Here is a 21,096-nt window from a genome sequence, read left to right as displayed (position 1 = left end):
CCGGGTCACTGGCTCAGCCTAGCGCCGATTCACTCGGAGCCATATTCCGATTTCGAGATATGGCCGGGAATCGCCCGCGTCATACCTCCGAATCCGGTCACTCCGCCGCTCTCAGTCGGAGATTCCGGTCAGTCGACGCCGCAGAGCGGTCGCCTCGCGGTCCGCGTCCGCGAAGGCTCGGGCGAGGTCGCCGCCGACCAGACGGGCACCGACCGCGATCCGCTCGGACTCCTCCGCGCGCCAGGCGGTGAGCTCGGCGTCGACGCCATCCCGCTCGGCCGCCGTCGCGAACCCCGCGACGTCGCGTCGCAGCCGCCATTCAGCGCCTGGCGCGCGTTCGACTCCGGATTCCGCGAGCACCGTGTCCAATCGGCGGACGAGCTCGACTGCTTCGACCGCGCCGCCATCCGAACCGACCCGGGGGCCCGTGAGCTGCGCATTCCAGCCGCTCGCGCTCGCAGCGCTCGCCGAGAGCCGCACCGACCACGGCTCCCCCGCGAGCTCGATCAGCAGCAGACCGCCCGCCTCCCGCGCGTCCGAGCTCGGCACGACGGCGAACGGATCCTGAATGCCGATTTCGGCATGCACCCGCTCCGCCGCGGCCGACGGCAGAGCCGAGTGGGCGGCGCCGGCCTGATCCTCGACACGGATCGCAGGACCGGCCGCCGTCTCCGACGGCGTCTCGCCCTCGCTCCAGGCAGCTCGGTCGCCGACGTCGATCACCAAGCCTCGAGCGTGTGTCAACGCTCCGCTCGCGCGCTCGATCTCCCACCCGGCATCGCCCTCGCGAGCGACCACGGCGGCGTCATCGGACAGGACGACGGCGTAGAGCGAGAGACGTTCGAGCAGTGCAGCGCGCGCGGAGAGCCAGCCGCCGGTCGGGGCGGTCTCGGTTTCACGTGCAACATTCCGATCCGCGTATGCGAGCGCCGCACCGGTGAGCGATCCTGCACGGGTGAGCAGCTCGTTCAGGCCCGGAGCCGCGACGGACGTGTCGACGGCGTCGGCGCGCACGCCGTAGCGCTCCACCACCGCGGGCTCGACGAGCCGGGACAGGGCGGTCACCCCGATCCGCGCCCGTACGAGCTTTCCTAGGGCGCGCGTCTTCCCGACGGTCAGCACCGGAGTCACCCGATCGAGCCAGGCGCGGAACGCACCGCCCCCTCCGAGGAGCCGCTGCACCTCTCGGGCAAGCGGCTGCGCGGGGATCCCGAGCACCTCGGGCTCGGCTTGGCGCGACCAAGTACCACCGGGAGCGCGCAGCATCGGCGCGGTCCGCGGGGAGGAGGTCGCCTCGGCTCCGGCGAATCCGGAATGCCCGGGCGAGACCGGTGCGGCGATGCGAGCGAGGGCCGCGGCGATCACGCCGTCCGGGTCTCTCTCGGGGCGGTCGGGCCAGACGTCGCCCGGCGCGACCACGAGTTCGACAGTGAGGCCGACTTCGGCGAGATCGAGCGCGGCGAGCATGGCGCTCGGGCCGGATCCGGTGACGAGCACGTCAGGCACGGGGAGCTCCTTCGTCGGGGTTCTGCACGGGCGCGTCCGAGGGCTCGGTCGGAGGGACGGGAGCGACCGGCTCGGCCTGGAGCGCGACCGGCCGCCGCTCGATCACGTAGTCGATACGGGTGCGCGGACGTCCCGCCCGGCGGCAGGAGCGATCGGCGAGCCAGGCGTAGACGACGAGTACGATGGCCTGCGGGATCAGCGCGATCGGTCCCGAACCGGAGACCTCCTGCCCCGTAGACCCGCCGAAGCCGCCGAGCATGAACCCGAACGCGGCGATGTTGTTCACCACGTGCAGGCTGATCCCGGCTTCCAGCCCGCCCATGCGCCAGGTGAGCCAGCCGGCGGTCAGGCCGATCATGCCGACCGCGAGCAGGCCCCAGATGTCGTAGATGTGCATCGAGGCGAACGCGAGGCTGGACCCCACGATCGCGAAGGCGGGGTGCCGGAGCCAGGATCCGATGATCTGCATGAGCGCACCGCGGAACACGAGTTCCTCTGCCGCGCATTGCACGGGCACGAGCACGACGATGAGGAGCGCCGACCACAGCAGCGCGGTCGGGTCGAGCCCCCTCGCGGGCACCATCGACGCGAGCTCGCCCGTGCCCGCGAATTCGAGCGCGAAGCCGAGTAGGTTCTGCGCAGCCACCACCGCGAACGCGAGCAGCAGGGTGCGCCCGATGAGCCCCCACCGGATCCGCAGCTCCACCGACCAGGCGCGCCCGAACGGGCCGAGGCCCAGGCTCTTCATGCTCACCCAGACGACGGGGATCATGAGGATCACCGTGGTCAGCGCGAGCAGCATCGAGAGCGGATTCTGGGTGTCCGGGATCAGGAAGCGTTCCATCTCCTGCTGGGAGGGCAGGCTGTCGCCCCCCTGCGCGGCGAGCGCGATCCCGAGCCCCAGACCGATCAGGATCTGCAGGCTGAAGTAGATCGCGCCGCCGAGCAGGAGCGCGACGAGCGGCTTCCACCAGCTGAAGCGGGGCGTGCCCCGCAGCAGCCGGTGGAACGGCAGCGGTTCCGTCGGGACCCAGTGCTCCTCGACCTGCTGCGCCCAGGCCCAGACGGGTTGCTGCGGCGCCCGATCCTGCTGGGGAAGGGCGGGATCCGTGGCGCTCATGGTGTGCTCCTTATGCGCCGCGCAGTCGCTCGGCGAGGTAGGCGTGCAGCTCGGCGCGCGGAACGCGCGTCTGCTGCATGGTGTCGCGCTCGCGCACGGTCACCGCGTCGTCGTCGAGCGAGTCGAAGTCGACCGTGACGCAGAACGGGGTGCCGATCTCGTCCTGGCGACGGTAGCGGCGGCCGATGGCGCCCGAGTCGTCGAACTCGATGTTCCAGTCGTCGCGCAGGTCCGCGGCGATCTGGCGCGCGAGCGGCGAGAGCTTCTCGTTGCGGCTCAGCGGCAGCACGGCGGCCTTGACCGGCGCGAGGCGCGGATCGAGCGCCAGCAGGGTGCGGGTATCGGTGCCGCCCTTGGCGTTCGGCACTTCCTCTTCGCGGTAGGAGTCGACGAGGAAGGCCATGAGCGAGCGTGTGAGGCCCGCCGCCGGCTCGATCACGTACGGGGTCCAGCGCTCGTTCTTCGTCTGGTCGAAGTAGGAGAGGTCCTTGCCCGAGTGCTTCGAGTGAGTCGACAGGTCGAAGTCGGTGCGGTTGGCGATGCCCTCGAGCTCGCCCCACTCGCCGCCGGTGAAGCCGAAGCGGTACTCGATGTCGGCGGTGCGCTTCGAGTAGTGGGAGAGCTTCTCCTTCGGGTGCTCGTAGAAGCGCAGGTTCTCGGGATCGATGCCGAGGCCGACGTACCACGCCATGCGCTCGTTCATCCAGTACTCCTGCCAGTCCTCGTCGGTGCCCGGCTCGACGAAGAACTCCATCTCCATCTGCTCGAACTCGCGGGTGCGGAAGATGAAGTTGCCCGGCGTGATCTCGTTGCGGAAGCTCTTGCCGATCTGCCCGATGCCGAAGGGGGGCTTCATGCGCGCCGACTGCAGCACGTTCGCGAAGTTCACGAAAATGCCCTGCGCCGTCTCGGGGCGCAGGTAGTGCATGCCGGCCTCGTCGTCGACGGGACCGAGGTAGGTCTTGAGCAGGCCCGAGAAAGCGCGAGGCTCGGTCCACTGACCACGGGTACCGCAATTGGTGCACACGATCTCGGCGAGGCCGCCCTCGGGTGCGCGGCCCTTCTTCTCTTCGAACTCCTCGATGAGGTGGTCCTCGCGGTAGCGCTTGTGGCACTGGAGGCACTCCACGAGCGGGTCGCTGAAGACCTCGACGTGGCCCGAGGCCTCCCAGACCTGCTTGGGGAGGATGACGCTCGAGTCGATGCCGACCACGTCGTCGCGCTTCTGCACCATGGCCTTCCACCACTGGCGCTTGATGTTCTCCTTCAGCGCGGTGCCGAGGGGGCCGTAATCCCATGCGGAACGGGAACCGCCGTAGATCTCACCCGCCTGGAACACGAAGCCGCGGTGGCGGGCGAGCGAGATGACCTTATCGAGGCGGGACTGTTCAGCCATGTGTGGAATCACTCCAAGGGGCAAGCGGGGATCTTGGGCACGTGCGCGCTCACGCGGGGCGCAACAGTTCCAGTCTAGTGCCGCGGTCAGACGCTACCCTGATGCGATGGGAAACCCTGCACCGGAGCCGGAAACGCCCGGACCCGCCTCCGCGCCGCGCGCGCCACTGCCGTCGTCGGTCGCGCTGCTACTCGGCCTCGCCGCGAGCGTCGTGGTGCTCGCGGGGCTCTATTTCGCGAGCGAGCTCTTCGGACCGCTCGCCCTCGCCGCCGTCATCGTGATCATCTGCCACCCCCTGCGCGGGCCGCTCGAGCGCTGGGGCTGGCCGCGCTGGGCCGCGACCACCGCGGTGATCGCCGTCGCCTGGGCCGTGCTGCTCGCGATGGCGCTCCTGCTGACCTTCGCCGGGATCGAGTTCTCCAAGCTGGTGGTCACCTACGCCGAGAAGCTGTACAGCACCACCGACGAGGTCATCGCCTGGCTCGCGACGTTCGGCCTCGACCAGCAGGCCTCGTCGGCGCTGTCGTCGATCATGACCCCGTCGGCGCTGCTCGGCTTCGCGACCTCCATCGGCAGCAGCACCCTCAGCGTCATCACGGCGCTGTTCTTCATCTTCGCGTACGTCATCTTCATGGCTGCCGACGCGTCCCGCTACCGCCGGGCGACGACGCAGTTCGGATCGAGCGCGCGACCGGCGATGGCCCGCTTCGCGCACTTCAACGACTCGGTGCGCCGCTACTACGTCGTCAACGCCGCGTTCGGTCTGGTCGTCGCCGTGGTCGACGGGCTCGCGCTCTGGGCCATGGGCGTTCCCGGGGCGCTCGTCTGGGCGATCCTGTCGTTCGTCACCAACTTCGTGCCGAACATCGGCTTCGTGCTCGGGCTCATCCCTCCGGCCCTGCTCGCCCTCGTCGTCGGCGGGTGGCCGCTCATGCTCGGCGTGATCGCCGTGTACTGCGTCGCGAACGTGGTGCTGCAGGTGCTGATCCAGCCGAAGTTCGTCAGCGACGCGGTCAACCTGAGCCTCACGCTGAGCTTCTTCTCGGTCCTGTTCTGGACCTTCGTCATCGGCCCGCTCGGCGCGATCCTCTCGATCCCGCTCACGCTGCTCGTGCGCGCGCTCGTGCTCGAGCGAGATCCGAACGCGCGCTGGCTGCGCTGGCTGTCGGGCGACTCCTCGGTGTCTGAGCGGGGCACCTCGACGCCGCCGGGGATCACCGGCTAGTTCCCGTGCCCGCGGGCGCGGGCACGGGCGCCAAGCGCCGGCGAGCACCCGGCACGCACGACGGATGGCCGGGGCGCGATCGCGCCCCGGCCATCCGTCGTTCAGGTTCTAGGCGAACCGGACGATCGAGCTCGGTCGGCCATCGAGGTAGGCGCTCGCGACCACCGTCTGGTTGCCCGCGTAGCCGCTGTGGATCGCCTTGCCGTTGCCGATGTACATGGCGACGTGGCGTCCCTCCCAGATCATGACATCGCCCGGCTGCAGGCCGGAGACGCGCTTGCCGCCGACCCCGACGTACTCGGCGGATCGGGTGCCCAGGTCGCCGACGCGCTTGCCGCTGGCGCGGAGCGCACGCTCGATGAGCGCGGTGCAATCCTGGCGAGCACCCAGCTGGGCGTAGGCGCTGCGCACCATGGTGGCGGGACGATCGAGCCGGGCCGTGTAGGAGGCTCGCGTCGAAGTCGCAGAAGAGGCGTAGGTGCCGTTGCCCCAGTAGGCGCGGTAGATCACGGTGACCCGCTTACCGGCCATGCCGGGCGTGACGTTGAGCTTCGCTCCGCCGCTGTAGCGCTTGCCGTTGAGGTACCAGGTATAGGAACTCTTGACCGCGAGGCCCGCGGGCTTCTTCACGGTCGCCGCAGCGGTCAGGCTCTTGCCGGACTTCGCCCAGCCGGTCACCCGCATCTTGGCAGTGACCTTCGCGGTCTGCTTGACCACCTTGGCGGTCGCGGCGGACTTCGCCGTCTCGCGGGTACCGGCGACGTACGCGCCGCTCTCCGCCCAGCCGAGGCTCGCGCTCGCGGTGATCCGCTTCTGGAAGTCGGCGGGCTTCACGGTGTACGCGGCACCGGTCGCGACCTTCTTGCCGTCGGCGTACCAGGTGTAGCCGGTGGCCTTCGCGGCGACACCGGCCGGCCCGGTGACGCCCGACGCCGCTGCGGTCAGCTTCTTGCCGATCACGGCCGCACCGGAGATCTTCACGACGGCGGAAGCCGTCGCGGCCTGCTTCACGGGAACACCGGTCGGCGACACGGCCGAGGCGCTGCCGGCGGCGAAGGCGTCGGTCGCGGGCCAGGCGACGGCCGCAGATGCGGTGATGGTCTTGCCGAGATCCTCGGGACGCACGGTGTACCGCGCACCCGTCGCGACCTCGGTGCCGTCCACGAGCCAGGCGAAGGTCGTCGCGGGGGTCACGCCCTCCGGCGCCACGGTGGCATCCCGAGCCTCGAGCTCGCTGCCGACGAGCGCGACCCGCGCGTCCGTCTGCTTCGCCGCATCGAGGATCCGGACGGTCGCGGTGACCGCGGCCTCTCCGGGCGCCGTCTCGGGCGTCTCGGGGGCGGGCACCGGCTCAGGAGCGGGAGTCTCGGGAGACGGGGTCTCGACCGGGACCGGAGCCGGGACTACCGGCGTCTCGGCCGGGACCGGCTGCTCGGCCGGCGCGGGGGACTCGGGCTGCGGTGACGGCTGGGGCTGCTGCGCCTCAGCGGAGACGGCGGGTGCCGGGTCCTGCGGGGCCTCGTCTGCGAACGCACCCGCAGCGGGGGCGAGCACGAGTGCTCCGACGCACAGAGCAACGACCGTCTTCTGGAACCGCAAACAACCCTCATAACCTTGACGACAGGGACCGGCCCTCGCGGGCCGCGGATCATGCTAGGCACAAGATGTGCGATCCCGCCAGTCGGACAACCACAAGATGCGGGACGCGCTCGCGCCAGATCCGCTCCAGCACTGGGATCCCCGGCCGTTATGGTTCTGTGATCTTTTTTTTCGAAGCCGGGCTATGAACCAGCTGAATGCGCAGTATGCGGGTCCGGTTCCGGCCGGCCCTCAGCCGCCCAGAACCAGGTTCTCGGGCTGCTCCCCGGCCTGCATCCGAGCGATCTGCCGACGGATCAGATCCACCACCCGCGGGAGCATCGCCGTCGAGTCGCCACCGGCGTGCGGGGTGATGAGCGCGTTCGCGCAGGACCACAGCGGATGGTCCGCGGGGAGCGGCTCGGGATCCGTCACGTCGAGCGCTGCGCGCAGCCGCCCGGATTCGAGCTCCCGCACCAGCGCCGCCGTGTCGACGACCCGCCCGCGGGCGACGTTCACGAGCAGTGCGCCGTCGGGCATGGTGGCGAGCGCCGCCGCGTCGATGAGCCCGGTCGTCTCGGGCGTCAGCGGCACCGCGAGGATCACGATCTCGGCCTCGGCGAGGCTCTCGGCGAGGCTCTCGAAGCCGCGCACCTCGACCGGTTTTCCCGAGAGGTCCCGGTCCTGCCTGGCCGTGCGGGCGAGGCGGGTGACGTGCGTCTCGAAACCGGCGAGCCGGGCGTCGATGGCCTTGCCGACGCCGCCGTAGCCGACGATCAGCACGCGGCGGTCGGCGACGCTCGGGAAGGTGCGCAGGTCCCACCTGCGCGCGTCGCCGTCGCGCACGAACTCCGGGATTCCGCGCTGCGCCGCGAGCAGGAGTGCGAGGGCGAGCTCGGCGGTGGACGCCTCGTGCACGGTCGCGGCGTTCGCGAGCGGAATCCCCGCGGGGAGGTGCGCGTCGACGCCGTTGAAGCCGATCGACTGCCACTGCACGAGCCCGACGCTCGTGCCTTGGAGCCGCTCGAGCAGTTCCGCTCCGCCCCAGTAGGGAGGAACGACGATGTCGAGGTGCTCCCTGGGCGCGGGCCCGTCGAGTTCCCAGGCGACCCATTCGACGCCGGGGAGCTCGCCGAGCTCCTCGAGCAGGCCTTCGTCGGGCAGGGAGACGACCAGATCACGCATGCTTCCCACCCTATGCCGAGAGCGGCCTCAGGATGCGTCGCGATACGCCGCGACCCGCGCCTCGACGCCCGCGATCAGCAGGTCGAGGCCGCGGTCGAAGACGAGCCGGTTGCGCACGGCCCCGGACGGGTGGCCGGGGATCAGTTCGGCGAGCTTGCCCGTGGCGCCCTCGACGCCGAGGACGTTGTCGGGCGAGAGCGCATCGAGCGCCGCACCGAACGAGAACGCATCGATCACCTCGATGGTCGTGAGGATCTCGCCGTCGGGCAGGCCGGCCTCTGCGAGGGCATCGGCGAGAGTGCTGTAGACGCGCAGCACATCGGGTTCGTCGACGACGACGGTCATCATGTGCTGCAGGACGCGCGGATGCGCGGCGTACATGCGCCAGGTGCGCTCGACCTCGCCGCGGATCCGCTGCACCCAGTCGCCGGCCGCGGGTCCCGCCGGTACGTATTCGGAGACGAGGACCTGACGCATCGCGTGGATGACGCCGTCCCGCCCCGAGACGTGGTGGTACAGGGACGAGACGCTGACCCCGAGGCGGCGCGCGAGCGGGACGAGCTGCAGCTCATTGCCCGATTCGACGTACTCGATCGCGGCCCGGCCGATGATCTCGCGACTGAGGATCGCGGTGCGGGGTCTCGCCACGTCGTTCCTCCTCCGGTTCCTGCTTGACAGATCCTTTCACACGGGGGAGCATGTCTTCGCTAACCGAAACGGTTTCGGTTAGTTCTCCACGACTCGGCAGAGCCGCCGAAGAAGAGAGTCACCGTGAGCTCCTCCGCCACCGCCGAACCGCGTCTCCCCCTCACCCTCAGGAACGGGAGCGCGACCTTCCTCATCGCGCTCGCGAGCCTGATGATGGCGAACCTCGCCCCCTTCGTCATCTCCGCGCTCCAGGGGCTCGGCTTCGACGTCATCACGAGCGGCAACATCCTCACCTGGGCGCTCTTCGCCTCGGCCGTCGTCGGCCTCGCGACCTCCCGCCTCGCCGCCGGCCCGCACCGCCGCCGGCTGGCCGTCGCGGGGCTCGCCCTCGCCGCCATCGCGTTCGCCGTCGCGGCGCTGGTGCCCGAGCCCGCCGCCGCGGTCACGGGCCTGATCGTCGGCGGCGCCGGCGTGGGCGCGGCCATCTCGACCTCGGGTGCGGCCATCGCCGCACTGCGCAACCCCAACCGGGTCTCCGCGGCGAGCGGCCTCGTCAACCGAGTGCTCGTCACCATCATCCTCGCCGTGATCCCCGTCATCGGGATCGCGCAGATCAGCGTCTTCGGCGCGCTCGCCCTCATCTCCGTCGTCGCGCTCGCGCTGACCTCCTGGCTGCCCGATGCCCCTGAGCACGCCGAGCCGGTCGACGTCACCGCCTCGCTCAAGATCGCCGAGCCCCGGCGCATCACCATCGCCGGCATCGCGATCCTCGTGATCTTCGCCGTCTGGGGCACCAGCGAGGACGCGATCTGGACCATGGCACCGGTGCTCGGCGGCGCCGTCGGCGTCGGCGAGCGGGCCATGGGCTTCACGCTCAGCCTCGCCGCGGCCGGCGGCATCGTCGGCATGCTCGTCGTCACGGTGTTCGGGAACCGGATGGGCCGTGCGATCCCCCTCATGATCGCCCTCGCGATCGGCGGCGCGCTCAAGATCTGGATCGGCTTCGCCGAGGATCCCGCGCTGCTATCCGGCCTCATCATCGCCATCAACTCGATCTACGCGTTCGCGTTCTCGCTCTTCATCGCCACCGCCGCGGGCCTCGACGCCCGCGGCCGCTGGTCGGGCCCGATCATCGGCGCCTATCTCGTGGGTTCCAGCTTCGCCCCGCTCATCGGCGGCGCGCTGATCGAAACCATCGGCACCCCCGCCTTCGCCCTCATCATGGGAGCGGTGAGCCTCATCGCCATCGTGCCCACCGCGATGGTCGCGCGGGTCTCGGTCGGCGCCGAGCGCGCGCTGGCCCGATCCAGCGCAGCCCGGGCCCCCGAATCCGCGACGGTCTGAACCGCGCAGCCCGCACCCACTTCCCCGTTCCGAACGCACCAGAAAGCGAGCCAGCAATGACCTCTGCCGCAACGATCTACCGCAACGCATCCGTCTTCACCGGCGACGCCGACCTCGCACCCCGCGAGTCGGTGGCCGTGCGCGAGGGCCGGGTGATCGCCGTCGGCGATCTCGACGCGGTGCGGCTCGCCGCCGGCTCCGACGCGGAAGAGGTCGATCTCGGCGGCGCGTTCGTCTCGCCCGGGCTGATCGAGGGGCACTCCCACATGCTCATGCTCGGCGAGTCCCTCGACAAGGTGCAGCTGCGCGATGCCGGGAGCATCGAGGAGGTGCAGCGGCGGCTCGCGGCGGCCCGCGCCGCGGCGCCCGACGCGCCGATGGCGCTCGGCACGAGCTGGCTGTTCGACATCTTCCCCGAGGGCGAGCGCCCCACCGCGGCCGCGCTCGACGCCGCCGTCGCCGACGTACCCGTGCTGCTCGACGCCAACGACCTGCACTCGGTGTGGGCGAACTCGGCGGCGCTCACGGCGATGGGCATCGACCGCGACACGCCGGATCCCGTCGGCGGCGAGATCGTGCGCGACGCGAACGGCGACGCGACCGGATTCCTGCTCGAGACCGCCGCCATGAAGTACGCGTGGGACTTCCTCGCGGACGCCGCCACCGACGAGGACCGCGACCGGTTCCTCGCGAAGGCGTTCGCCGCCTACCTCGAGACCGGCGTGACCGGGGCGACCGAGATGTCGTTCGGGCCCGCGGACCTCGCGACCTACCGCCGCATGCTGGATCGCGACGGCCGGCTCCCCTTCCCCGTGAACGCGCACTGGCTGCTCACCGCGACGGGCGACCCCGAGGCCGACATCGCCCAGATCGACGAGATCGTCCGAGCCCGCGACGAGCTCGCCGCCGCGCACGGCGACGCCTGGCTCCGGATCGTCGGCGTGAAGTTCATCATGGACGGCGTGATCGACGCCTGCACGGCGGCCATGCGCGCGCCGTACGCGAACGGCGCCCTGCCCGGCCCCATCTGGGACCGCGAGTCGGCGCTGCCCGTCGCCGTCGCGGCGGACGCCGCGGGACTGCAGCTCGCCCTGCACGCGATCGGCGACGAGGCGAGCGCGATCGCGCTCGACGCCGTCCAGGAGTGCATCCGTGTGAACGGCCCCCGCACCGACCGCCGCCCCCGCGTGGAGCACCTCGAGTCCGTCGCCGACGACACGATCGCCCGCATGGCCGCGCTCGACGTCACCGCGTCCATGCAGCCCGTGCACTGCGACCCCGCGATCCTCGACAACTGGCAGGCGGTGCTCGGCGACGAGCGCGCGCACACCGGGTTCCCGTGGCACAAGTTCCGCGAGGCAGGCGTGCGCCTCGCGCTCGGCACCGACGCGCCCACCGCGCCGCACTACGCGCCGAACAACCTGTTCATCGCGCTCACCGCGAAGTCGGTGCTCGACCGCTCGCGCGAGCCGTACCAGCCGCAGCGCGTCTTCACGCCCGCCGACGCGCTCGAGGCGCTCACCCTCGGCGCCGCGGCCGCGACCCTGCGCGAGGACGAGGTGGGGCGGATCGCGAGCGGCGCACGCGCCAACCTCGTGGTGTGGGACGCGAACCCGCTGAGCGATGCGCCCGAGGCGCTGCTCGACACCGCGGCCGTGCTCACCCTGGTCGACGGGGCACCCGCGCACGACGCCCGCTGAGGCACGCGGCGTCGAGAGCGCCATCGAGCGGGCGCGGATCATCCTTCTCCTCGGGAGAATGGATGATCCGGGCCCGCTCGATTCCGTCCGGGCGGCGCACTGGCGCGCCCCAGGTGCACGCAGCAGAATGGGCGCATGACGAGCGATGCGTCCGCGCCCACCGAGTTCAGCTACACCGATGCGCACGGGATCGAGATCTTCGCGTACGAGTGGCGGGCCAAGCACCCGCACGCGGTGGTCCAGATCGCCCACGGCGTCGGCGAGCACGCGCTGCGCTACGCCCGCTTCGCCGAGGCGCTCGTCGCCGCCGGATTCTCCGTGGTGGCCGACGACCACCGCGGGCACGGCCGTACCGGCCTCACCCAGTGGGACGGCGATCACGCGCAGCTCGGCAAGCTCGGGCCCGGCGGACTCCGCGCCGCCGAGGCCGCCGTCCTGCAGCTCACCGGAATCGTGCGCGAACGCGATCCCGAGCTGCCGGTCATCATGTTCGCGCACTCCTGGGGCTCGCTCATGGCGCAGCGGATCCTGAACCGCGAACCGCACGCCTGGGACGCCCTCGTGCTGAGCGGGAGCGCGTACCGCACCGTCGGCGACATGGAGTCCGGCGATCTCAACCGGGCCTGGCGCGACGACGACCCCACGGGCGGTTTCGCCTGGTTGAGCCGCGATCTCAAGGTCGGGCACGCCTTCGCCGCGGACCCGCTCTGCTTCGCCGCCGACATCATGAAGCTGTGGGGCGTCGCCGATGCGCTGCGGCTCGCAGGAACCCCGGCCAAGGGCCTCGATCCCGCACTGCCGCTCCTCATCGCCTCGGGCAGCGAGGATCCGCTCTCGCGCAAGGACTCGATCCGCAAGCTCGCCGAGGCCTACCGCAGGCGCGGGCTGCGCGATGTCACGCTGCGCATCTATCCCGAGGCCCGGCACGAGATCCTCAACGAGACGAACCAGGAGCAGATCACGGTCGACATCCTGACCTGGCTGCTCGAACGCTTCCCGCGCGACGAATAGCCCGCCCGGCAACACCCCGATCGATACCCGACGAGAGGCCGTCGGGCGTATCCTGGCGACATGTCCATGCACGGTGAGTACAAGGTTCCCGGCGGCAAGCTCGTCGTGGTCGACTTCGAGGTGAGCGACGGGAAGATCGCCGACTTCCGGCTGTCCGGCGACTTCTTCCTCGAACCCGACGAAGCGCTCGACTGCATCAACCGCGCGGTCGACGGGCTGAACCCCAACAGCACGATCGACGACTTCGCGAGCGCCATCGGCGCCGCGCTGCCGAGCGAGGTGCACCTGCTCGGGTTCACGCCCGAGTCGGTCGGCGTCGCAGTGCGCCGCGCGATGACCGGGGCCGCGCACTGGCGGGACTACGACTGGCAGATCCTGCACGAGCCGCCCATCTCACCCGTAATGAACGCGGCGCTCGACGAGGTGCTCACCACCGCCGTCGGCGAGGGGCTGCGCGGGCCCGCGATGCGCATCTGGGAGTGGGATCGCCCCGCGGTGTTCATCGGCAGCTTCCAGTCGGTGAAGAACGAGGTCGACGAGGCGCAGCTCGCCGCACGCGACGCCCAGCTCGTGCGCCGCATCTCGGGCGGCGGGGCGATGTACATGGAGCCCGAGGCCTGCATCACCTACGCCCTCTACGTGCCCGGCGAGCTGGTGCGCGGCATGAGCTTCGCCGACTCGTACGCGTTCCTCGACGAGTGGGTGCTCGAGGCGCTCAAGGCGCTCGGCATCGACGCCGTCTACAAGCCGCTCAACGACATCTCGAGCCCGCACGGCAAGATCGGGGGCGCCGCGCAGAAGCGCCTCGGGTCGGGCGCCGTGCTGCACCACGTCACCATGGCCTACGACATGGACGCCGAGGCCATGACGCAGGTGCTGCGGATCGGGCGCGAGAAGCTCTCCGACAAGGGCACGGCGAGCGCGCAGAAGCGCGTGGATCCGCTGCGCAGCCAGACCGGCCTGACGCGCACCGAGATCATCGAGAAGATGATCGCGGTGTTCCAGCAGCGCCACGGCGGCACCGTCGGCGAGGTCACCGAGGGCGAGTACGACGCCGCCGAGCGGCTCGTCACCGAGAAGTTCCTCACCGAGGAGTGGATCCGCCGGGTGCCGTAGGCCGGCGGCGCGCTACTCCTCGTCGGCGTCGCCTGCGACGGTCGACCACAGCGGAGTGTCGCGCGTGATCTCGACCGCCTCGAAGTCGAGGCTCGTGAGCAGCGCGTCCGCGCACGCGCGCGAGCAGGCGACGAGGGTCGAGTCGAAGTCGATCTCGCTGACGAGCACCCACTCGCGACCCTCGGGCCACAGCAGGTTCGGCAGCCGCGTCCCGAAGCCCTGCTCGGCCTCCATCCACGGCGCGCGCAACGGCCACGCCGGATCGGCGAAGTCGCGCGCGCCCGCTTCGAAGCAGACGTAGGCACGGCCCGGCAGGTCGAGCCGAGGCCCCGACGCCGCCTCGCGGGTGAGGATCCCGCTGCCGGGGCGCTGCTGCAGCGCGCCCGCGAACGGCGCGAAGGTGGTGTCGCCGCGGTCCCAGGTCAGCAGGCCCTGCAGCAGATCGCGGATTGCCGGGCCCGTGCCGAAGTGCTCGCGCTCGCTCGTGAACCTCGCCCGACGCATGCGGCCGCGGTCCACGAGCCTCCGCCACCAGCGTGGACCGCGCGGAGGCGCCGTCCCCGGCCCCTCGCCCGGCACGAACGTGTAGAACCCGACCCCCTGGGCGCTCACGAGTCCGCCGTACCCCTCCCACACCGCGACGACGCCGCGATCCGGCGTCTCGGTACGCTCCGCGAGGATCCGCGCGACGGCGACGAACTCCTGCTCGTCGGGCGAGCCCTCCATCGGGGTCGAGTACTCCCAGCCGTCGGCCGACTCGCGCTCCGGGTCCTCGCCGTACGGGACCCCGAGCAGCTCGTGCGACAGCGAGCCGGGCGCGAACGCTCGGCCGTGCGCCGCGGCGACGTCGCGCCAGCGCACGACGTCCTCCGAGACCGAGTCCGGCCAGGCTTCGTAGTCGGTCGTCTCGAGCGCTGCACGGTATTCGTCCCAGGTGCCGGTCGCCGGCCGCGAGCGCGCGAACGGGTGCAGGATCCGCACGAGCGCGTCGTAGCCCGACGGAACCGTGTGGCTGAGCGCGGGGAGCGCCTCGCCGGTCCCGGGGTCGAGCTGCTCGCCGAAGCCCCCCTCAACCCGCTCGACGAGCCACATCCAACGCGCGGCGTCGCCGATCCAGGGGAAGTCGTCTGGCTTCGGGGATCGGGTGCTCATCCGAACAGCCTAGGGCGCGGTGCGGATCAGCGCCCGGTGAGGGTGGGCGGCGGGCCCGGCTCAGACCTCCAGCACGACCTTGCCCGTGGTGCCGCGACCCTCGAGAGCCCGGTGCGCGTCGGCGGCGTCGGCGAGGTCGAAGGTCTCGCCGATGCGGAACTGCAGAGTGCGGGCCTCGAGCGCTGCGAACAGCTCGCCGTAGCGCCAGGATCGTTCCTCGGGGGTCAGCAGGAAGTGGCCGAGCGAGGGTCGGGTGATCGACAGCGATCCGCCCGCGTTCAGACGCTGCAGGTCGAACGGCGGCACCTGGCCGCTCGCGCCGCCGAACAGCACGAACTCGCCGCGCACCCGCAGCGCGCGCAGCGAATCGTCGAAGGTGTCCTTGCCGACGCCGTCGTAGACGACCGCGACTCCCGCGCCGCCCGTCAGCTCGCGCACCCGGTCGGCGAAGCCGTCGTAGCCGAACGATTCGGCGGCGCCCGCCTCGAGGCTCAGGCGGCGCTTCTCATCGTTCGATGCCGTCGTGAGCACCCGCACCCCGCGCGCCGTGAGCAACTGCGTGAGCAGCAGGCCGACGCCGCCCGCGCCGGCGTGCAGCAGCACCGTGTCGCCCTCCCTCGGGTGCGCCGAGGAGGTCGCGAGATAGTGCGCCGTGAGCCCCTGCAGGGGGATCGCCGCGGCATCGGCGAGGTCGATGGACTCGGGCAGCCGGGCGACCCGCTCCGCGGCGACGACGAAGCGCTCCGCATAGGTCGAGCTCGCCTCGGCCGTGATGACCCGGTCGCCGACGGCGAACCCCGCGACATCCGAGCCGACCGCGATCACGGTACCCGAGGCCTCTGCGCCGGGGATGAAGGGGAACTCCACGGGGTAGACGCCGGAGCGCTGGTAGGTCTCGATGAAGTTGACCCCCACCGCCGCGGTCTCGACGAGCAGTTCGCCCGGCGCCGCGACCGGGTCGGCGACCTCACGCCACTCGAGGACCTCGGGTCCGCCTGCCTGCCCTGCCACCACCGCGCGCATCGTCATGCCGAGTGCAACCGGGGCCGCCGCGCGGCTATTCCGTCATTCTCAGTGGTCGAGTGAACGCGTGTACAGGATATGCGGCTGCTTTTCCTGTACGCGCGTTCACTCGACGGCGGCCGGGTGGGAACCGGGTCAGGAGGTCGGGGCGTGCGCCCGGCGATCCCGAGCGACCGCCCACGCCGTCAGCGCGAGGCCGCCCAGCGCCCACAGCACGAGCGCGAGGATCGCGCCCCCGGCACCGGCGCCGCCCGAGACGACCGCCTGGAACCCACCGAGCGCCGCGCCGACGGGGCTGCCGTCACCGATCGCCCGGAGGACGCCCGGCGCGGTCGACACGACGCCGGCCGCAAGGGTCACCACGAGCAGCGCGAACGCCAGGAACCGGCCGAGGCCGCCGAAGCGGGCGACGATCCCCTGCACGAGCAGCGCGAACGCCGCGCCGGCGAGGATCGCGAGCCCGAAGAACCCGACGCCCTCGCCGAGCGAGAGTTTCAGCGCGATCGGCACGAGGATGCCGGCCAACGCGCCCTGCCCGGCGCCGAGGAGCGCGACCGGCCAGGCGCTGCGCAGCGCGATCGCGGGCACCGAACGCGCTGCCGTGCGCGCGCGGCGCCACAGCGGTGCGAGCACGAGGAACATGGCGAGCGCGCCCGCCCACAGCGCGATCCCCGCGAAGAGCGGAGCGCCCGCGGACGAGAACAGGGCGCTGTCGCCCTTCGCCTCGACCTGGCGCACGGCCGTGTCGGCGACCGTCTCGCGCTCGCCCTTCGAGTAGTTGGGGATCTTCGCGACCGCGGTGTCGAGGCCGCTCGCGAGCTGCGTCGCGCCGTCGGCCGACTTGCGAGTGCCGTCGGCGAGCTGCGTCGCGCCCTTCGCGAGCTCCGGCGTCTGCGCGGCGAGCTGCCCGACGCCCGTGCTCAGCTGCGCGGCGCCCGACGCCGACTGCGCCGCGCCCGAGGCGAGCTCGCCTCCCTGCGACGCGAACTCGTTCAGGCCCGCGCCGAACTGGTCGAGCCCGGCTGAGAGCTGGTCGAGCTTCGCGGCGGGATCGCCTCCGGTGCTGCCGGAGCCGCCTGCGGCGGTCTTGGCGAATTTGGCGTTCGCTGCTTGGAGTCCCGCGGCACCCTTGCTCGCCGTGCCCAGGCCTGCCCCGACTCCCGCCGCTGTCTGCGCCAGGCGATCGCAGAAGTCCTTCGACGCACCGGAGGTGTAGCAGTCGACGACCAAGCCCTGCTTCTGGTCCCCGAACTGCGCAGCCGCAGTACCGGCCTGCGTCAACCCGTCCTGGAGCTGCTTCCCCGGTTCCGCGCTGTCGGCCTGCAACTGCCCCAGCGCCCCGACGAGTGTCTTGAGCTGCCCGACCGCGGCTTTCGCGCCCTGCCCGAGCGGGGCGTAGCTCTGCGCGAGCGTCGACGCGCCCGCGGTGTACTGCTGCACGCCCGAAGCGAGCGCGCCCTGCCCGTCGGCGAGCTGCTGGGCACCGGTGGCGAGCTGCTGGGTGCCGGTGGCGAGCTGCTCCGTCCCGGTCGCGAGCTGCTTCGCGCCGTCGGCGAGCTGCGCGCCGCCGCTCGCGAGCCCGCGCGCGCCCTTCGCAGCGTCACCGACGCCGTCGTGCAACTGGTTCATGCCGACGAACACGTTGCCGACGAACTGGGATCCGAGCTGCTCGTTGAGCGTGCTCGTGGCGACCTGGGTGACCGCCTGCGCGAGCGTGCCGTCGAGCAGGCGCCCGCGGTCGCTCGTCGCGATGTCGATGGTCGCGCGCTCGGCATCCGCGGGCGCCTTCGACAGCGAGGTCGCCGCGGACGAGAAGTTCTTCGGGATGGTGACGGAGGTGGCGTAGCGGCCGTCCTCGACGCCCTGCTCGGCGTCCTTCGCGTCGGTGAGCACCCACGTGAAGTTGGTGCCGTCGTCGCTCTTCGCCCCGGCCTCGCCGACGAGCTTGCCGGCGAGCACGCGACCGAGCGGCACCATCTGGCCGTTCACGGTGACGGGCTCGTCGAGGTTCACGACCGCGGCCTGCATCTCGCCGAGCCGGTCGTCGGGGTTCCAGAGCCCCCAGAGCAGGAGTCCGGCGACGGTCAGCGGGACGAGCACGAGCCCGAGCACGGTGCGCCAGGTCATGCGGCGTCCGGCCGTCGCGGTCGGGTCCGGGGTCATCGGTCTCCTCCGATCAGTGCGGCGGTCTCCGGGCTGTCCGCCCGTTCGGCATCGTCCGCCTCGACGACCCCGGCACGGGCTTCGCGCAGGGTCGTGCCCGCGGGCAGCGCGGCCGCGGCGAGCGCGGCGTCGGCGATCACGACGACGGTCGCGGATCCGGCGGCCTCGACCCCGGCGGCGGTGAGCGCGGATCGGATCTCGCGAGCTCCGGCCTCCGTGGCGCCGCCCCGCAGGTCGAGCACGAGGAGCTCGGGGCGGTCTCCGGTCGCCTCGCGCACGGTCGCCGGGGTCGCCCAGGCCGCCCGCCGGCGCAGGGATCCCGCGCGCTCGGGCAGCAGGAGCCCGGTGACGCGCAGGGTGCCGGCGACGATGCGGGATCGACCGCTCAGCGCTTCGGCGAGCGCGATGCCGCCGGGCTGCTTCGGGTCGATGCGCAGCGCCTCGCCGGGGCCGACGCGCAAGCTCGCGACGCGGGCACCGCCGCGGAGCAGCAGCTCGTCGCCCGCGATCCGGGCATCGGGCTGGTCGGGCGGCCAGTTCTCATGAGCGAGCTCGCGGGCGAGTCCCTCGCCCTCGACGTCGAACACCGGCAGCACGCGGGACAGCCAGCGGGGCATGCGCCAGGCGCGATCGCCGAGCAGGGCGAGCACGGCGGGGACGAGGGTCATGCGCACGAGGAACGCATCGACGAAGACGCCGACCGCGAGGCCGAGCGCGATCACCTTGATGCTCGCATCGCCCTCGGGCACGAAGGCCGCGAATACGGCGAACATGATGATCGCAGCGGCGGTGACGACGCGGGCCGAGCCCACGAAGCCGGTGCGGATCGCGGACTGCGCATCGGCGCCGTGCACGACCTCCTCGCGGATGCGGGAGACGAGGAACACCTCGTAGTCCATGGCGAGGCCGAACAGCACGCCCATGAGGATGATCGGCATGAAGCTCAGCACGGGGCCGGTGGTCGGGACGTGCAGGAGGTCGGCGAACCAACCCCACTGGAACACGGCCACGACCGCGCCGAAGGCGGCGCCGACCGAGAGCAGGTATCCGAGCGTCGCCTTGATCGGCACCCAGACGGAGCGGAACACCATGGCCAGCAGGATCAACGAGAGGCCGACCACGAGCACGGCAAAGGGCAGCAGCGCCTGCGCGAGCAGGTTGGACACGTCGATGGCGACGGCGGTGAAGCCGGTGACGGCGAGGCTGACGCCGTACTTCTGCTCCCACGCGTCGTGCTTCGCGCGGAGCGCGTCGACGAGCTTCGCGGTGCTCTCGGCGTGCGGGCCGGCCTCGGGCACCACCTGGATGATGCCGGTGTCGGCGGTCGCGTTCGGCGTGGCCAGGGGCACCTCGGCGACGCCGGGCACCGAGCGCACCTCGTCGGCGAGGTCGTTCATGAGGCCGACGGGGTCGTTGCTCGCGACGATGGATCCGGTGAGGATGAGCGGTCCGGTCGCGCCGGCGCCGAAGTGCTCGGAGGTGAGCTCGGAGGTGACGCGGGCCGGGTCATCGGCCGGCAGCGCGGTGGCGTCGGGCAGGGCGAGGCGCAGGTCGAGCGCGGGGATCGCCGCGGCGCCGACGGCGAGCAGCACCGCCACGATCGTGATGATGGGCTTCTTGGTGGCGAGACGCACCCAGCCGCCGAAGAACCGCTCGGCCCGGGTCTTCGGCACCGCGGGGGCGACGCCGCGCGCGTCCGTGCCGGCGCCGGCATCGGCCGGGCCGTGCGCGGTACCGGCGCCCTGGGCGGCGAGCGGTCCGGCGGCGAGCGCCGCGCGCTGCTTCCGCTGCTTGCGGGGCAGGATCCGCTCGCCCGCCATGCTGAGGATCGCGGGGGTGAGCGTGACCGAGATGAGCACAGCGATGGCGACCGCCGCGGCCGCCGCGACGCCGAGGGCGGTGAGGAACGGGATTCCCGCGACGCTGAGCCCGACGAGCGCGATGATCACGGTGAGCCCGGCGAAGACCACCGCGGAGCCGGAGGTCGCGGTGGCGCGAGCGATGGACTCGCGCACGTCGACGCCGGCGCGCAGCTGCTCCTGGTGCCGGCTCACGATGAACAGCGTGTAGTCGATGCCGACGGCGAGGCCGAGCATGAGCGCGAGCATGGGCGTGGTCGAGGTGAGCGGCACGAACGCCGTGGTGAAGATGATGCCCGCCATCGCGACGCCGACGCCGAGGATCGCGATGAGCAGCGGCATGCCCGCGGCGAGCAGGGATCCGAGGGTGAGGATCAGCACGACGAAGGCGACGACCACGCCGATGGCCTCGGTGGGGCTGATGCCCGGCACCGACATGTTGAACACCTCGCCGCCGTAGGAGGCCTTCGCGCCGCTCGGCAGTTCCTTCGCCAGCGCGTCGCTCGCGTGCTTCACCTCGTCGAGGGTCGCCTTCGGCACCTCGCTCGCGGTGCCCTTCAACTGCACGGTGATGAGCGCGGCGCTGCCGTCCTTCGCGAGGCCCGCCGCGACCTGCCCGAAGGGGGTCTGCACGGCGTTGACGTCGTCCACGCCCTCGAGCGCCTTCGCGGCCCGCTCGATCTCGCCGCGATAGGGCTGCTCGTCGACGCGCTGCCCGTCCTTCGCGACCACGATGATCTGGGCGCTCGTGCCGCTCACCTGGGGGAAGGTGCGGGCGAGCGAGTCGAGCGCCTGCTGCGACTCGGTGCCGGGGATCGTGATGGGCGCGTTGGCGCCCTGCCCGAAGACGGCGGCCCCCGTGCCGAGCACGGCGAGCACCGCGATCCAGAGCAGCAGCATGAGGGTGCGCGCGCGGGCGGCGAAGCGCCCGAGCGCGTAGAGCATCGACGACATGGCGTCCTTCCGTGAGGATCGCGAAGCGGTTTCGATACAGGAGTGTATCCGTTTCGATACAGTACTGTATCCACATCGGCTTCGAGCCGCCTGAACGCCGGGCCGCGACCCGCGCA

General features: G+C 71.7%; 15 protein-coding genes. 5 read left to right on the top strand and 10 right to left on the bottom strand.

Annotation, left to right across the window (positions count from 1 at the left end; all coding sequences use genetic code 11):
- Nucleotides 1–111 precede the first annotated feature (111 nt).
- The 3 genes from BMH31_RS06135 to BMH31_RS06125 are packed head-to-tail and all read right to left on the bottom strand — an operon-like array spanning nt 112 to nt 4,022.
- The gene (locus BMH31_RS06135; RefSeq protein ID WP_099723288.1) at nt 112–1,506 is read right to left on the bottom strand and encodes a hypothetical protein; all 1,395 of its coding nucleotides are present in this window, start codon (nt 1,504–1,506) and stop codon (nt 112–114) included.
- Complete coding sequence (locus BMH31_RS06130) at nt 1,499–2,626, bottom strand: CPBP family intramembrane glutamic endopeptidase (RefSeq protein WP_099723289.1); 1,128 nt, start codon at nt 2,624–2,626, stop codon at nt 1,499–1,501. Before BMH31_RS06130 ends, BMH31_RS06135 begins: the two co-directional genes overlap by 8 nt.
- Nucleotides 2,627–2,636: 10 nt before the next feature.
- On the bottom strand, nt 2,637–4,022 hold the full coding sequence (locus BMH31_RS06125; protein WP_099723290.1) for a glycine--tRNA ligase: 1,386 nt from the start codon (nt 4,020–4,022) through the stop codon (nt 2,637–2,639).
- Nucleotides 4,023–4,128: 106 nt separating this feature from the next.
- Between BMH31_RS06125 and BMH31_RS06120 the strand changes: the two genes are divergently transcribed.
- Nucleotides 4,129–5,247 (top strand): AI-2E family transporter, encoded by a 1,119-nt coding sequence (locus tag BMH31_RS06120; RefSeq protein ID WP_099723291.1) that lies wholly within the window; start codon nt 4,129–4,131, stop codon nt 5,245–5,247.
- A gap of 108 nt (nt 5,248–5,355) precedes the next feature.
- Here BMH31_RS06120 and BMH31_RS06115 read toward each other — a convergent pair whose 3' ends face one another.
- The 3 genes from BMH31_RS06115 to BMH31_RS06105 form a co-directional block, all read right to left on the bottom strand.
- Nucleotides 5,356–6,801, bottom strand: a complete 1,446-nt coding sequence (locus BMH31_RS06115; RefSeq protein ID WP_099723292.1) for an NlpC/P60 family protein — start codon at nt 6,799–6,801, stop codon at nt 5,356–5,358.
- Nucleotides 6,802–7,077: 276 nt separating this feature from the next.
- Nucleotides 7,078–8,010 carry a 2-hydroxyacid dehydrogenase gene (locus BMH31_RS06110; protein WP_099723293.1) on the bottom strand — a complete coding sequence of 311 codons (933 nt, stop codon included), beginning with the start codon at nt 8,008–8,010 and terminating at the stop codon, nt 7,078–7,080.
- A gap of 27 nt (nt 8,011–8,037) precedes the next feature.
- A complete protein-coding gene (locus BMH31_RS06105) occupies nt 8,038–8,658 on the bottom strand; it encodes a TetR/AcrR family transcriptional regulator C-terminal domain-containing protein (RefSeq protein ID WP_099723294.1) in 621 nt (206 codons plus the stop codon).
- Between the two features lie 123 nt (nt 8,659–8,781).
- Here BMH31_RS06105 and BMH31_RS06100 point away from each other — a divergent pair, with 123 nt between their 5' ends.
- From BMH31_RS06100 to BMH31_RS06085, 4 genes are all read left to right on the top strand, one after another.
- Complete coding sequence (locus BMH31_RS06100; protein WP_099723295.1) at nt 8,782–10,002, top strand: MFS transporter; 1,221 nt, start codon at nt 8,782–8,784, stop codon at nt 10,000–10,002.
- 56 nt (nt 10,003–10,058) lie between these two features.
- A complete protein-coding gene (locus BMH31_RS06095; RefSeq protein ID WP_099723296.1) occupies nt 10,059–11,702 on the top strand; it encodes an amidohydrolase in 1,644 nt (547 codons plus the stop codon).
- Between the two features lie 135 nt (nt 11,703–11,837).
- A complete protein-coding gene (locus BMH31_RS06090; protein WP_099723297.1) occupies nt 11,838–12,713 on the top strand; it encodes an alpha/beta hydrolase in 876 nt (291 codons plus the stop codon).
- Between the two features lie 66 nt (nt 12,714–12,779).
- Nucleotides 12,780–13,829 carry a lipoate--protein ligase family protein gene (locus tag BMH31_RS06085; RefSeq protein WP_099723330.1) on the top strand — a complete coding sequence of 350 codons (1,050 nt, stop codon included), beginning with the start codon at nt 12,780–12,782 and terminating at the stop codon, nt 13,827–13,829.
- Between the two features lie 12 nt (nt 13,830–13,841).
- Here the strand turns inward: BMH31_RS06085 and BMH31_RS06080 are convergent, their stop codons facing one another.
- The 4 genes from BMH31_RS06080 to BMH31_RS06065 form a co-directional block, all read right to left on the bottom strand.
- Nucleotides 13,842–14,981, bottom strand: coding sequence for a hypothetical protein (locus tag BMH31_RS06080; protein WP_099723298.1), 1,140 nt, complete (start codon nt 14,979–14,981; stop codon nt 13,842–13,844).
- A 60-nt stretch (nt 14,982–15,041) separates the two neighbouring features.
- Nucleotides 15,042–16,010 (bottom strand): quinone oxidoreductase, encoded by a 969-nt coding sequence (locus BMH31_RS06075; RefSeq protein ID WP_099723299.1) that lies wholly within the window; start codon nt 16,008–16,010, stop codon nt 15,042–15,044.
- Nucleotides 16,011–16,139: 129 nt separating this feature from the next.
- The gene (locus BMH31_RS06070) at nt 16,140–18,167 is read right to left on the bottom strand and encodes a YhgE/Pip domain-containing protein (RefSeq protein WP_099723300.1); all 2,028 of its coding nucleotides are present in this window, start codon (nt 18,165–18,167) and stop codon (nt 16,140–16,142) included.
- Entirely contained in the window at nt 18,164–20,980 is a 2,817-nt protein-coding gene (locus BMH31_RS06065) for an MMPL family transporter (RefSeq protein WP_099723301.1), read from the bottom strand. The genes BMH31_RS06070 and BMH31_RS06065 overlap by 4 nt, the downstream gene beginning before the upstream one ends.
- Nucleotides 20,981–21,096 lie beyond the last annotated feature (116 nt).

This window comes from Leucobacter sp. OLIS6 (assembly GCF_002752355.1).
GTDB lineage: Bacteria > Actinomycetota > Actinomycetes > Actinomycetales > Microbacteriaceae > Leucobacter.
The sequence above is the reverse complement of the archived record's forward strand: the minus strand, read 5'-3'. Positions and strand labels throughout refer to the sequence as shown.